The sequence below is a fragment of the Streptococcus azizii genome (assembly GCF_001984715.1).
GTDB lineage: Bacteria > Bacillota > Bacilli > Lactobacillales > Streptococcaceae > Streptococcus > Streptococcus azizii.
This window is the reverse complement of sequence record NZ_MSPR01000008.1, coordinates 20,855-35,539: the sequence shown is the minus strand read 5'-3', so window position 1 is coordinate 35,539 and position 14,685 is coordinate 20,855. Positions and strand designations below refer to the sequence as shown.

Sequence of the window (14,685 nt, the reverse complement as noted above, 5' to 3'; positions counted from 1 at the left end):
CTCCGATTGGGTGTGGTCATGCGTTTTTTATTTTGGAGGAACTATGTCAACAATTGAACAACAGCTAGCAGAATTGAAACAATCAACGCTTGATGAGTTGCAAAAGATTCGTCATGAAAATGCCAAGGACTTGCAGGATTTGCGGGTCGCTGTTCTTGGGAAAAAAGGTTCTTTGACCGATTTGTTAAAAGGCTTGCGAGACCTGTCAAATGAGATGAAGCCGATTATTGGAAAGCAGGTGAATGAGGTTCGAGACCTATTGACGAAGGCTTTTGAAGAAAGAGCAGCATTGGTGGAAGCTGAAAAAATCAAGGCACAATTAGCGCAAGAGTCCATTGATGTGACCCTGCCAGGACGTGCAGTTAGGCAGGGGTACCGTCATATTTTGACTCAGACGAGTGAAGAAATTGAAGATATTTTCCTAGGCATGGGCTTCCAGATTGTCGATGGTTTTGAAGTAGAAAAAGATTACTATAACTTTGAGAGGATGAATCTGCCAAAGGATCATCCGGCTCGCGATATGCAAGATACCTTCTATATCACTGAAGACATCTTAATGCGAACCCACACTAGCCCCGTTCAGGCACGCACCATGGATCAACATGACTTTTCAAAAGGTGATCTCAAGATGATTTCTCCGGGGCGTGTTTTTCGCCGGGATACCGACGATGCGACCCACAGCCACCAGTTCCATCAGATTGAGGGTCTGGTTGTTGGGAAAAATATTTCCATGGGCGACTTGAAAGGTACGCTTGAGATGATTATCAAGAAAATGTTTGGAGAGGATCGGCAGATTCGTCTTCGACCATCCTATTTCCCATTTACAGAGCCTTCAGTTGAGGTTGATGTTTCCTGCTTCAAGTGTGGTGGTGATGGCTGCAATGTCTGCAAGAAAACTGGCTGGATTGAAATCCTAGGTGCAGGAATGGTACATCCTCATGTCCTTGAAATGAGTGGTATTGACCCGACTGAATACTCTGGATTTGCTTTTGGTCTTGGTCAGGAACGGATTGCTATGCTCCGTTATGGAATCAATGACATTCGTGGTTTCTATCAAGGTGATATTCGTTTTTCTGAGCAATTCAAATGAGGTGTCAGATGATTGTTGAAATTGAGAAAAAAGACCTTCCCTTGCTGAGGGAAATGGCTATGCAGACCTTTCGAGAAACCTTTGGAGAATGGATTAAGGAAGCGGATTTGGAGTATTTCTATACCCATGATTTAGCTCTTGAAACTTTGGAAAAAGAGTGGAGTCATCCAGAATCTGCCCATTATTTCGTTCTCTATGAGGGAGAGCCTGTTGGTTTTTTGAAGGTGAATTGGGGGCAGGCTCAGACTGAACACGAACTGGAATCTGCCTTTGAAATTCAACGCCTGTATGTCCTAAAATCCCATCAGGGCTATGGTCTGGGCAAGGCCTTGTTTGAATTTGCCTTACAAGAAGCTAAAAAAGCTGGCTTTACCTGGGCTTGGCTAGGAGTGTGGGAGAAGAATGTGAAGGCCCAACAATTTTATTTCAAGTATGGATTTGAACGCTTTGGTCAGCACGAATATGTAACAGGAGAAACAGTAGATATTGACTGGCTTTTGAAAAAGCAGCTAAGGGAAGAAAAATGAGGAAGTAACATGTTAGTAAGTTATCAATGGTTAAAAGAATTGGTGGATATTGATGTGCCGAGTAAAGACTTGGCTGAAAAAATGTCCACAACAGGGATCGAGGTAGAGGGAGTGACCACCGCTGCAACTGGTTTATCAAAACTTGTGGTAGGAGAGGTTCTCTCTTGCGAAGACGTACCAGATACGCATCTCCATGTCTGCCAAGTGGATGTGGGAGAAGGTACACCACGTCAAATCGTGTGTGGAGCACCGAATGTTCGTGCAGGAATCAAAGTTATAGTGGCACTTCCTGGCGCGCGTATCGCTGGTAATTACAAGATTAAAAAAGGGAAGATCCGTGGTTTGGAATCGCTCGGTATGATTTGCTCGCTCGGGGAGCTAGGGATTTCGGAGTCTGTTATTCCAAAGGAATTTGCAGACGGGATTCAGATTTTGCCAACAGAGGCAATCAATGGTGAGGAAGTGTTCCCTTATCTAGGCTTGGATGACGAGGTGATTGAATTATCGATTACACCAAATCGTGCGGATGCTCTTTCCATGCGTGGAGTGGCTCATGAAGTCGCAGCAATTTATGACAAGGCAGTTCAGTTTAGGGACTTTCCGCTTACTGAAGTGGAGAAAGCAGCTAGCGATGTGATTGAGGTGAAAATTGAGTCTCAGAAGGTTGCGACCTATCGAGCGCGTGTCATTGAAAACGTGACGATTGCCCCAAGTCCTCAGTGGTTGCAAAATCTTTTGATGAATGCTGGGATTCGTCCGATTAACAATGTAGTCGATGTGACCAACTACATCTTGCTGTATTTTGGACAACCAATGCATGCTTTTGATGTGGATAAATTTGAAGCCAGGACCATCGTGGCGCGTGATGCAAGAGACGGGGAAAGTCTAGTCACCTTGGATCAAGTGGAGCGTGAACTGGTAGCAGATGATATCGTCATCTCTGTTGCGGATAAGCCTGTAGCTCTCGGTGGTGTCATGGGTGGTGCAACGACCGAGATTGATATCAACTCTAAAAATATTGTCTTAGAAGTCGCTCTTTTTGATGGAAAATCAATCCGCAAGACTTCTAATCGGTTGAATCTACGTTCAGAATCATCTTCTCGTTTTGAAAAAGGAATCAATGTGGAAGATATGACTGCGGCACTAGATGCAGCAGCGAGCATGATTGCAGCACTAGCAGGCGGTCAAGTGCTGGCAGGAGTGGTTTCTTCAGGAGACGTCAAGACCAGCCCGCTACCTGTTTCTGCTAGTCTGGACTATGTCAACCGTACTTTAGGAACTCAGCTTGCTTACAGTGACATTGCGGCGATTTTCCGTCGTCTGGGTATGGATACTACAGGAGATGAAGGGAATTTCACCGTTCAAGTTCCGTGTCGCCGCTGGGATATTCGCATTCCAGCAGACTTGCTCGAAGAAATTGCAAGGATTTATGGATATGATAATCTTCCGACCACTCTACCGAAAGCGGACGGAACAGTCGGCGAGCTGACGAGTAGCCAAAAACTCCGCCGTCACATTCGGACAGTGGCGGAAGGGGCAGGTCTGAGTGAAATAATAACCTATGCTCTGACAACTCCTAAAAAGGCAGTTGAATTTAACCTGACTCCAAGCACTTTGACAGAACTGATGTGGCCGATGACGGTGGATCGCTCTGTTCTGCGTCAAAATATGATTGCAGGCATGCTTGAAACCATCTCCTATAATGTAGCTCGTAAAAACAAGGATTTGGCCTTATATGAAATCGGAAAAGTCTTTGAACAGGTAGAGGATCCAAGTCAGGAATTGCCTCAGGAAGTAACGAAGTTTGCCTTTGCCTTGACAGGTCTAGTAGCAGAAAAAGACTTTCAAACGGCAGCAGTTCCCTTTGATTTTTTCCATGCGAAAGGCATATTAGAAGCCCTGTTTGCCAAGTACTCACTGGAAGTTGACTATGTGGCGACGCAAGACCTTCTCGCCCTTCATCCGGGTCGAGCTGCGCAGATTGAGCTAGATGGTCAGGTGATTGGTATTGTCGGACAGGTACACCCACAACTGGCAAAAGACTACGGCATCCCAGAAACCTATGTGGCAGAGGTGGATATAGATGCAATCGAGGCAGCATTGCAACCAGCTCAACCGTTTGCAGACATTTCAAAATTCCCAGCGGTCAGCCGTGATATTGCCCTCTTGGTCGCTCAAGAGACCCAGCACCAAGCTATTCTTGATGCGATTACATCGGCCAAGGTCAAACGCCTCACGAAGGTCAGTCTCTTTGATATTTACACTGGAAGCAACATTGAGGCAGGTAAAAAATCGATGGCCTATAACCTGACCTTCCAAAATCCGCAGGATAGTCTGACAGATGAAGAAGTGGCTAAATATATGGAGAAAATCTCTAGCGCCCTTAGTCAAATAGGTGCAGAAATTCGGTAGTAGGCTGCTACACTGCTTCAAACCGGAAATCCATCACATCCAAAACGAATGAATGGACATTAGTTTCCAACAGCTAAGTATCCTCATTCGTTTTTTTATTGGGAGAGTCTATAATTTGTAGTTGCTGGTATTTTTCTAAAATAGTACGGATACAACTCCCGCCTTTTGGGGCTTTTCCCTCATGTTTGAATCTCAACAATCCCGTTTTAGATAATAATATAGTACTTGTCTAGAATAGCACGAGGGTGGAGCCTATCTCAAAATGTTCACTTCGTTCGCTACTTATACTCAATAAAAATCAAAAGGATACGTTGTCAACTTGTCTCGGTGAGTGAAAAGCTCCAGTGGAGGTTTTCAGCCTGTTCCCTTGAAATAGGGTGGAACAGAGTTCTACCTTCGCCTGCGTCTCCTAGTCTACTTTTGATTTTTATTGAGTATTATGTTGTGCCTATCGAGTGATTCGTATAGCCAATTTGAAAATAGTTTAAGGTTTCTTTAATGAAACTTTCAGTTTTCTTTCAAGTTTTTCCGTTAGACTATTACTATCGATGAGAAAGGAAGTAGCAGATGAAAACAAGAATGATCCAAAAACAGTTTAAGCGCAGGGAATCTAAGTACATTGTAGACAAGAAGGTGCTGGTTCAACTAGAAAAAGACTTGAAAGAGTATATGGTTGCAGATGAGTATGCGACATCTACCATTACCAATATCTATTTTGACAATCATGATTTTGAGATGATTCAAGATGCCATTGATAAGAAATATGGTCGGGAAAAGGTGAGAATGAGGGTCTATGATGCCAAACCAAGCGAGACGAGTCAGGCTTTTTTAGAAATCAAGAAAAAAGAAAATAAAATTGGCTTCAAGTACCGCCTGACCTCAACTCCACTAGCAGTCATGAATTACGTGGAAAATGGCTGGACTGATCAGATGATTGCTGATGAGAAAGTTGGCTTGGAGTTAGCCGCCTTGCGGAAGCGCTACGGGACAATCGCCCCCAAAATGTATATCTATTATGATCGGATTTCTTTCAAGGGAAAAGAGGATAGGAAGGTACGCGTGACAATCGATCAAAATCTCCTCTATCGTGATGAGCATGTTGGGATAAATAAGGGGAAATTTGGGAAGCATTTACTTGAACCCGACAAGGTCATCATGGAAATCAAGGTGCCAGAGGAGCAACCAGCGTGGCTCATCGCCCTACTGGAAAAATACCAAATTGAAAAATGCTCTTTTTCTAAATACGGTAATGCCTATCGCCTAGCTCAAGCAAGTAGAGGAGGTGATTGCCATGTTGACGCAGCTATTTAGTAGTGTTTTTACGAGCAGTACAGTCAACGTCTCCATTTGGCAATTAGGACTGTGCTTTGCTGTCAGTTTGCTCTTGGGGTTGCTGCTAGCGGGGATTTACAAGTATAAGGCTAGCTATACCAAGGAGTTTGTTGTCACTCTGACCCTGCTTCCCAGTCTCATTGCGGTGATCATCTTTTTGACCAATGGAAGTTTAGGGACAAGTGTGGCAGTAGCGGGGACCTTTAGCCTCGTTCGCTTTCGCTCAGCTGCGGGTAGTTCAAAAGAACTCTTGGCAGTCTTTATGGCGACTGCCATAGGACTTGCGACAGGGATGGGGCATCTGGCCCTTGCAATAGCTGTCACCCTTATTTTAGGAGGAGTCATCTTGTTATTGGAACAGACCCGCTTTGTTCAAGTGAGTCAACATCAGCGCTACCTTTTAATTGGTATTGCAAAAGATTTTGATTACCAAGATTTCTTTGAACGCCAACTTGGCAAGACTTGTCAGCAGGCGGACTTGTTATCTGTCCAATATAAATCCAAGAAAAATCTCTTGGTCTTGGAATACCAGGTATTGCTGGACAGCACTGTCACCGACAAGGAATTGATGGACCGTTTACTGGTCGCAGGTCCCGTCTCGGTCAATCTTCATCGGCAAGTCCCTAAGAAAAAATATTTATAGTCATCACCTTCTACATCCTCCAGTTGGTTCTGGGGGATTTTTTGATTTTTATCGAGTATTAGGTTGCCCAAATTTGTAGACTAGGTAAAGGATTTCTGTATTTTGTCTGTGCTTTGTAGCAACAAACGATAGATAAAGTACAGATTTTGCGAGAATGTTCGTCATTTTTGTTTAATAAAACGATAAAATAAAAAAACGGTCGTTGAATGTAGGATTTTTGAAAAAATAATCTAAAAAACAATCGTGTTTTTGAGATGCCTAGGTATTTTGGCTAGGTTTGTCACCCCAGTATTTTTTATATATAATGGTGGTAAGAATCGGATTAGACCAGTTATGCTGAGTAAGTAGAAAGGTAACCTTATATGAAAAAACAATTATATGTAGCAGCAACAGCGGCGACCTTAGCATCGCTAGCCCCTCATCTTGTGCAGGCTGAGCAAGTAGTGCCAAGTGCAGATGTTCAGCTTGAAGATAGTTTAGGTGTCAACAAGGTCTTAGCAGGTGCTGTAGATAGTCAGCTCAATCGTTCTGCGCATGTTGTATCTCCGAGCATTCCGACGGTTCAACCTCTTGGTCAAGTCTCACCAGCAGATCAGGGAGCAGAGAATAAAGTTCAAGAAGAGCAGGCACAACTAGAGGCAGCAAAAAAACAAGCGATTGCAGCAGTTTCCCAAATGCAGGATTTGCCAAGCTCCTTGAAAAATACCTATCTGGCTAAGCTACAACAGGCGACTACTCTCCAAGAGATTGAGGCAGTCAAGCAAGAAGTGGCGCAATATGTAGCCCAACGTCAGCAACTGGAGGCCAAAAAAGCAGCTGCTAAAGAGACTCTGACTAAGAAAGAGTACCTGTTTCCAGGTCAGCGTTCGGACTATCTAGCTCGACTAGAGCAGTTAGGGACGGAGGCAGAGATTGACGGCTTGCTAGCAGAAGCAGACCAGATGTCTACAGCAAACAAAGCGATTTTTCAAAAGAGAGATGCCATTGACAAAGGGATTGATCAGTTGCGCTATCTGAGTCAGGAGCAAAAAGCAGATTTTAAAGGGCCATTAGAAGCATTACAGTCTGATAAAGAGCTGGATGCTATCTTCCTTGCAGCTAAAAAAGCCAATATCCAAGCCTTGAAGGACAGGGAAAAAGAGGCCCTTACAAAGGCAAAAGCGATTTTGAAGGGAATTAAGCAGTTGCCGGAAGTGACGGATGAAAGTCTATACAAGGGGCAGATGGAAGTTTGGCAGGCAGTGGGAAGTTATTTAGATGGCTATCTACACGTTTTTGACAGTTTGAATCCCGAAACAGATGCTCATCTGACGAATCAGGAGCTGAAGGGTCGTTTAGTACGTCTATATGATGCTCTTCAGTATGGAGAAATGGAATACATTGCTCGTGATTTGGAACAGAAGCGTAAGCAATATCCAGACAATCAGGAACTAAGGAATTTGCTTAGAGACATGTTCTATGACTCTTATGCTTCTGTGGCAACAGGTAGTAGGGATGCTTCGTTTGTAGGGTTTATCAATAGGGATATTTATCCGCGTCAGAAGAGATTCAATGAATTGTATCGCATTCTATCAGGTACACCGCTGATACCACTGACGCCTGCTCAGCCGATTCCTAAAAAAGAGGAACCTGCTCCATCAGACAAGCCTAAGATAACAGCTCGCCTAGAAACGCGGGAGGAGCAACTTGATTTTCAGACCATCACTCGGGAAAATCCTAACTTGCCAAAGGGTGAGAAACGAGTCATCACAAAAGGTGAGAAGGGTGTGCGTACTATCGTTGAAGAGGTACAAGTAAGAGGGAATGACATCTTATCACGTAAGGTAATTTCAGATGTGGTGACAAAACCTGCTATTGATGAAGTAGTGGAGATTGGCACCAAAGAAGCCGACGAGAAAATGATGGACACACCAACTCCGCCAAACAAGGATGAAGAGTCTGTCCCACAACAGAATGAACCAAGCGCTGAATTGGTAAAACCAGGACAGAATCAGAATAAGGACAGACGGATCTTGCCAAGGACCAACGACACTCCAAGTATCCTATCTGCTGTTGGTATTGCCCTAGTCAGTCTGACAGGTCTATTCATCAAAAAACGTAAAAAATAATCTACCAAAGGATAGGGAAGGGATGAGACAGAAGCTCATCCCTTTTTGGGAGAGTATTTTCTTTGAGTATAAAAACTCAAGAATCCCGTCCTAGATAGTAAATAAGTTATGTTTAAAGAGGATGAAAACATAGATAAATGATAGATGACCGATAGAGAAAGAAGATAGACGTTTGCTATACTGAAACTAAGATATGTATAGTTGGTTTGTAAAAGGAGTGAGCCAGCAGCAACTTAAAAAAATCTTATTGGTAAAGGAGAATCTATGAATTCGTTTACCCGTGCAGTCTTGTACCTGAAGCGACATCCTATTAAAAGTGTTATTTTGACAGGATTATTCGTCTGTATCAGTCTGGCTCTGGGGGTATTGATAGCACTGAATACCACTCTTGAAGGGGATATAAAGCGCCTATCAGACCAGCAAGATAAGCAGTTCTTACTGACAAAGATTGAGGAAGGTTTAGCCTCCCTTCCAACTTCTAGTCGACTAGACTTGGAGAAGGTGATGTCTGAACATCAGCTCCTCACTCGTTCCTTGGTTTCAGAAGAAGTGGCGATTGCAATAGATCAGTCTGAAAATAGCCGTTCCTATAGTTTGGTTAATTACGATTTTTTTGAAAAAAGTCAGGTATTTGAGGAGCAATTTGTGCTGGAGACAGGGTCCTATCTGACTGTTGCTGCCGGGCAGGCTCTGGTAAGCCGGGCAGTTGCGGATAAGTATGAGCTATCAGTAGGAGATACCATCACTGTTCGATCCAAAAATGGACAGGAGCTTGGAGTGGAGGTAGTGGGTATTTTTAGAGCAAAGCAGCATCCTTTTGCCATCAAGGAGAGTGATGCGTTTGAGAATAATCTCTTAACGACCACAGAAACGATCGAGCGCGTCAACCCTAATGTCGGCTATCACACCGTGATGGTGGATGCCGAGTCAAAGACGATGGCGCTCCAGTCTCAGATGGCTTTTCAGACAGATGAAGTGCTGTACCAAACCTATCAGATAAAACCGAATTCGATGATCCAAGCCCAGCTTAAAACATTAAAAAATCAGCAACAATTCTTAAAAATGGTCATTGGAGGTATCCTTATCTTGAGCCATCTTATCCTCCTTTGTTTCCTCCACCTATGGATGAAAGGACGACAGCTAGAAATCGGTATTTTACAATCTCTTGGCAACAGTCGTTTGGAGATTGTACTCCAGTATGTTATTGAGGTGCTACTTCTAGCCCTTCTCACCTCGGTGCTAGGCCTCTTCGTGGTAAGTGTCGTGCTTGCTCCTCTGAGGGGGAGTTTGATGCAGGATATACTCAAGACTACCTATGAGAATGTAGATAATGGTGAATTTTTACCGGCAGTATTCTCCGCCAATTCCTATCAGCTCAAAGAGCTATTGAGGCATCCTGTCGGGATAACAGTATTGGATAGTCTCGTTATAATAGCTAGTGTGCTTGTTTTATCAGTTGGTGCGGTATTGATTTCTTGCTTTGCTCTACTGAAATATTCACCCAAAAAAATCTTTTCCATGATGTCATAGAAACAACAGAAAAAGGAGGGAACATGTCATTTATCGTTCGTGCAATCTATTATGTAAGACGCAAAATAGCTAAAAATTTCGTCACTTTTTTCCTCTTTGCATCAGTTGCTAGTTTTTTAGTGGCGGTACTAGCCTTATCAACTTCTATGGCAAAGGGGGTCGTTGAGAAAGACAATATCGCCCAAACTGTGACCTTATCCGCTAGCTATTTCCTGGTTGGAGATGGCTATGGTTCGGGAGAATTGTCTGAAAAGGCAGTGCAAGAAATTGGAAATTATCCAGAAGTAGAGGGGTATATATCGTCTGTATCTTCTTTTTCTAATTTACAAGACGCAAAACCTGTTCCGATTGGAACGGCTGAGGGTGACTACCGAAAACCTGTAATTGAAACGACTGTCAATGTCGAAGGAATCTCAGATAGTCAAAAAGATAACCGTTTTGCAACGGGGATGTTGACCCTAAAGAGTGGTCGTCATCTTCATAAAGGAGAGCGGTACAAGGTTGTCGTCCATGAAGATTTTGCCACCCACAATCAACTAAAGGTCGGAGACTATGTAACCTTGGGGCGAGATCCCTTACGCTATATCGGCCAGGATAAGATGTCGATTTCTGCAGAGATTGTGGGGATCTTTTAAGGGAAAACCTTCAATCGTCCGAACTATAGTGATGAGTTAATATCCAATACCTTGCTGTCAGATACTTCTTTGGCGAGTGATTTATATGGTTATAAGAAGGTGAAAACCTCTATAGTGAAGTCACCTATACCTTGAAAAAATCTGTCGATACCAAGGCGTTTATCACAAAAATCAAGCAGAGTGTTTCGAGCGTCAACTGGCAGAAATATCAGCTAACAGAGCAAAATCCAGCCCTCCAGTCCTATAATCGGAGCATTCACCTGCTACAAAAAACGGTCAAACGCTTGGTGATTGTGACCATTGTGATGAGTGCGGTGTTGTTTGTGCTTCTTTTAGTCTTTGCCATTCATGGGCGCCAGAAAGAAAGTGGTCTGCTCTTAGATCTAGGTAAGTCCAAACTGAGTATCCTTGCCCAATACATGGTTGAACATACCATCTTATTAGTACCTGCCATCGCTGTAGCCAGCTTCATTGGCCAGAGATTGGGACAATTTTTTGCGAATCAGACGGTGGATTCTGTCGCAAAAACAGTCTGTGGCGATATTTTGAAGCAGCTAGGTGGCTATAGTCTGGGAGCAGATATCCAGCCAGACCTGATTATGCAAACGGTCAAACAGTTCCAAGCAACAGTGACGACAACAGATTTGGTGAACATGTTGACCATTTGTATAGGTTTGATGCTCATCGATATTATCATTACTAGCTTACCGATGCTATTGTTAAAACCAAAAGATATGTTAAATAAGATTTCATAAGGAGGGACGGAATGCTAGTCATAAAAGATTTATCCTACACCTACGCTGGTATGAGCCGACAGCAGATTTTTCAGAATTTGAATTATCAGTTTGAAGAAGGAAGGTTTTATTCCATTGTCGGGCATTCAGGTGCAGGAAAGACCACCTTATTGTCTCTTTTAGCAGGCTTAGATCAGCCGACTTCTGGTCAACTCTTATTCAACGGTAAGGATGTGAGGGAGATTGGCTATCAGACTTATCGTAGGAAACATGTCTCTCTCGTCTTTCAAAATTATAACCTTCTGGATTATTTAACTCCTCTAGAGAATATCCGTCTGGTCAATCCAAAGGCAGATTCTAAGGTCTTACTTGATCTGGGGTTATCTCAGGAGCAGATTCATCGCAATATTCTGCAACTATCGGGTGGGCAACAGCAGCGTGTAGCCATTGCTCGTTCCTTGGTATCGGGAGCTAGTATCATGTTGCTAGATGAGCCGACTGGTAATTTGGATGAAGAGATTGCGATAGAGATTGTAGTGCATTTGAAAACGATTGCTCACAGGGATAAAAAATGTGTCATTATGGTAACCCATAGCAAGCACTTGGGCAGCATGGCAGACATTCAGCTAACACTTAGAAATGGTCAATTTCGTTCGTGAGGAGACGGAAACTAGGAAGCTAAAAGAGGAGCAGATGCTGCTGATGGTAGAGTAGCCGTCCTTGTTTTGAGGGAGTTATACTCTTTAAAAATCAAAAGGATACTTCGTCAACTTGCCTTGGTGAACGCTAGTTCTACCTTCGGCTTCGATTATAAGGAAATTAGCGGTGCTAATCTCATTTCCAACCTTTCACAATTCTTAATTGTGAAAGCTAGTCTACTTTTGATTTTTATTGAGTATTAGTATTGAATTGCTTTCATAAGGAAGTCCTGTATCTGTACTTTATCTGTTTTTTTGGCAATTCGGCAAAACTTCCCTTGAACTGGTGTATAATAAAGAGGGAAGTTTTTAAAATAGACACTAGATAGGAAAAGGAGAAGATAATGTCTAAGATTTTAGTAGTCGAAGATGATGTGACTATCAACCAGGTGATTTGTGAATTTTTGAGGGAGCATGACTACCAAGTAATCTCTGTGATGGATGGAGGAGAGGCTTTGGAGTGCTTTGAAAAAGAGAATTTTGATCTAGTCATTTTAGACATCATGCTTCCGACTGTCAGTGGCCTTGATGTCTTAAAGGAAATTCGCAAAAGTTCTCAAGTTCCAGTCATGATGTTAACAGCCTTGGATGATGAATATACCCAATTAGTGAGTTTTAACCACTCGATTAGTGATTATGTGACCAAGCCTTTTTCACCTCTGATCCTCATCAAACGAATTGAAAACATCTTGCGTCGTTCGGTTACCTATTCTGAGATTGTGATAGATGAGCTGCGCGTGTCTCTAGAAGATCGTACGGTCTATTGGAAAGGGCAAAAAATGTCGCCCACAAAGACTGAATATGAGTTGCTGGAAACCCTTGCAAAACGTAAATACCATCTCGTTACACGTGATCAACTCATGGATGTCATTTGGGGCTATAGTGAGCTGGATACGCGTGTCTTGGACAATCATATTAAAAATATCCGTAAGAAAATACCAGGGATTCCTCTGATCACTATTACCGGAATGGGCTATCAGCTAGGGAGAGAGCCAGAGTGAAGATTGCAAAAAGACATTTTCTCTGGACCAGTAGCTTGATTTTTCTGATTGTGACAGCTCTTTTGACCACCTTGTATTTCGTGATGCCGCTCTATTATCAATCGGTCAAAGTTTCCGAGTTGAAAGAGGAGTTTAACTATGTCTCAAGCAGTATTCAGGGCAAATCAATTTCTGACATTGAAAAACTTTTGGAGCGTTTTGATAAAAAGAATGGACGGATGTGGTTCAGTTTATCGGACAAGGAAGGGATGATTTATTATCCTCGAGTGGAGGGGCTTCAGTCGGATATAAAATTAGAAGTTAAACCCTTTATATCAGAAAATGTGGAGTTCGAGAAGTTACACGAGACAATTCAAGATAAGGAAGGGAAAATCTATAGCCTAGAGGGGGAGTATTCGTTACAGCCCGTCTCTGATGCAAGCCAGATATTGCTCCGTTTGTCGCCATATTTTCTCATCTTTTTTCTGTGTCTAGGGACTGCTGTATCCTATGTCTATAGCCGAGTTTCGACCAAGCGGCTCAAGCAGATTTCTGAGACAACCCGAAAGATGGTTAGTCTATCCCCAGATGTGACTTGTCAGGTAGAGGGGTACGATGAAATTGCCGATCTCGCGCAAGATGTCAATACGCTCTATGCCAGTCTCTTACGCAATATGGAAAGCCTGCGTCTTGAAAACGAGAAGGTAGCAGAGAGTGAGCGGAGTAAGGCTGAGTTTCTGCGAATGACGTCCCATGAATTAAAAACCCCTATCGCAGGGATGATGGGGATTATCGATGGCATGATTTATGGGGTTGGTGATTTTAAAGACAAAGAGAAGTATCTAAAGAAGTGTCGAGACATTTTAGAACAACAGTCACAGCTGGTTCAGTCGATTTTATCTATCTCTAAATTGGAGATAGAGACCATAGAAAACAAGCCCCAGCCTTTCTCCCTGTCTGATACATTGCAGGAGGAAATCGAATTTTACCAGACTCTGGCTGAGGTGCAAGGCTACCACTTCACTGTCCAATTAGCCCCCTTAGAGATTGAAGGAAACAAGACCTACCTCCTCAAGGTTATTAAAAATATCCTAGATAATGCCTTTCATTACACACGTGCAGGGGGACAGATTGTTCTTCAATTAAAAGGGAGGCAACTCATCGTTAAAAATGAGGTTGAAAAAGTCCTGACCAAGGAGCAACTTGACAAGATTTTCCAACCATTTTATCGACCAGATTATAGTCACAGTCGTAAGGATGGAGGCACTGGATTAGGACTCTTTATCGTCCAACAAATTTTAGAGCAACATCAGTTGAGCTACCAGTTTGAAGCGATTGAGGATAGGTGGATGCAGTTCAGTATTTTCTTTTGATCGTCAACCAACATGATTGGTCTATGCCGCCGGAGGATGTTGATGCTAGGAGAGTGGCACAGGACATGAATCAAGGGTGGACGTCATGTGGTAGGAAATAAGGATACACATTTCCTAGATAATCGCACACTCTTTAAAATGTGTCAACAAAAGGTGTAGAAAATGCTTTCTATACCTTTTGTTTTAGGGCAAGGTTTTATTGAGTATGAGGAAAGAAGCGTCTCAAAATAAATATGGGAAAGAAAATAAATTTTTCCTCAGACTCCTCTCAGAAAAACTGCCTGACCGACCCCCATCTTATACTCAATAAAAATCAAAAGTAGACTAAGATACAAAGGGCGTTTGACACGAGTTCCACTCGTTCTATTTCCAACCTTCAACAGTCTATTCCCAGACTGTTGAAGCGAACCAAGCGAGTTTTAAAAGCTATTTCCCGCCCTAGTGGTATTCCAGACAATCACTGTGTTGCTGTCTGGAACGGGAGTTTTGAGACTGAGACCCCAAAATGAGGGATGACATTTCAAAGGAACTTGCTGCTGTCCGTACGATTTAAGGGAAATCTCGAAAAATATAAAATGTAAGACTAGGCTATGCAAGGTTCGTAAAAGCTCGAAGGAACGGAA

12 protein-coding genes are annotated in these 14,685 nt (G+C 42.9%); all 12 read left to right on the top strand.

All coding sequences use genetic code 11. The features are described from left to right. Positions 1-43: 43 nt before the first annotated feature. The 12 genes from pheS (at position 44) to BVE84_RS04965 (ending at position 14,062) form a co-directional block, all read left to right on the top strand. Positions 44-1,090, top strand: a complete 1,047-nt coding sequence (gene pheS, locus BVE84_RS05020) for a phenylalanine--tRNA ligase subunit alpha (protein ID WP_076995971.1) — start codon at positions 44-46, stop codon at positions 1,088-1,090. 8 nt (positions 1,091-1,098) lie between these two features. Then, complete coding sequence (locus BVE84_RS05015; RefSeq protein ID WP_076995970.1) at positions 1,099-1,617, top strand: GNAT family N-acetyltransferase; 519 nt, start codon at positions 1,099-1,101, stop codon at positions 1,615-1,617. A gap of 9 nt (positions 1,618-1,626) precedes the next feature. Then, positions 1,627-4,029, top strand: coding sequence for a phenylalanine--tRNA ligase subunit beta (pheT, locus tag BVE84_RS05010; protein WP_076995969.1), 2,403 nt, complete (start codon positions 1,627-1,629; stop codon positions 4,027-4,029). Between the two features lie 567 nt (positions 4,030-4,596). After that, positions 4,597-5,340, top strand: coding sequence for a polyphosphate polymerase domain-containing protein (locus BVE84_RS05005; protein ID WP_076995968.1), 744 nt, complete (start codon positions 4,597-4,599; stop codon positions 5,338-5,340). Next, positions 5,321-6,004: a DUF4956 domain-containing protein gene (locus BVE84_RS05000; RefSeq protein ID WP_076995967.1), complete on the top strand. Its 684-nt coding sequence runs from the start codon at positions 5,321-5,323 to the stop codon at positions 6,002-6,004. Before BVE84_RS05005 ends, BVE84_RS05000 begins: the two co-directional genes overlap by 20 nt. A gap of 362 nt (positions 6,005-6,366) precedes the next feature. Then, positions 6,367-8,112 carry a G5 domain-containing protein gene (locus BVE84_RS04995; RefSeq protein WP_076995966.1) on the top strand — a complete coding sequence of 582 codons (1,746 nt, stop codon included), beginning with the start codon at positions 6,367-6,369 and terminating at the stop codon, positions 8,110-8,112. A 264-nt stretch (positions 8,113-8,376) separates the two neighbouring features. Further along, on the top strand, positions 8,377-9,642 hold the full coding sequence (locus tag BVE84_RS04990) for an FtsX-like permease family protein (RefSeq protein WP_076995965.1): 1,266 nt from the start codon (positions 8,377-8,379) through the stop codon (positions 9,640-9,642). A gap of 23 nt (positions 9,643-9,665) precedes the next feature. After that, the gene (locus BVE84_RS04985) at positions 9,666-10,277 is read left to right on the top strand and encodes a hypothetical protein (RefSeq protein ID WP_076995964.1); all 612 of its coding nucleotides are present in this window, start codon (positions 9,666-9,668) and stop codon (positions 10,275-10,277) included. Between the two features lie 131 nt (positions 10,278-10,408). Beyond that, positions 10,409-11,032, top strand: coding sequence for an FtsX-like permease family protein (locus tag BVE84_RS04980; RefSeq protein ID WP_076995963.1), 624 nt, complete (start codon positions 10,409-10,411; stop codon positions 11,030-11,032). An 11-nt stretch (positions 11,033-11,043) separates the two neighbouring features. Next, on the top strand, positions 11,044-11,670 hold the full coding sequence (locus BVE84_RS04975; RefSeq protein ID WP_076995962.1) for an ATP-binding cassette domain-containing protein: 627 nt from the start codon (positions 11,044-11,046) through the stop codon (positions 11,668-11,670). A 383-nt stretch (positions 11,671-12,053) separates the two neighbouring features. Next, a complete protein-coding gene (locus tag BVE84_RS04970; RefSeq protein ID WP_076995961.1) occupies positions 12,054-12,710 on the top strand; it encodes a response regulator transcription factor in 657 nt (218 codons plus the stop codon). Beyond that, a complete protein-coding gene (locus tag BVE84_RS04965; RefSeq protein ID WP_076995960.1) occupies positions 12,707-14,062 on the top strand; it encodes a HAMP domain-containing sensor histidine kinase in 1,356 nt (451 codons plus the stop codon). Before BVE84_RS04970 ends, BVE84_RS04965 begins: the two co-directional genes overlap by 4 nt. The last annotated feature ends 623 nt before the right edge of the window (positions 14,063-14,685 follow it).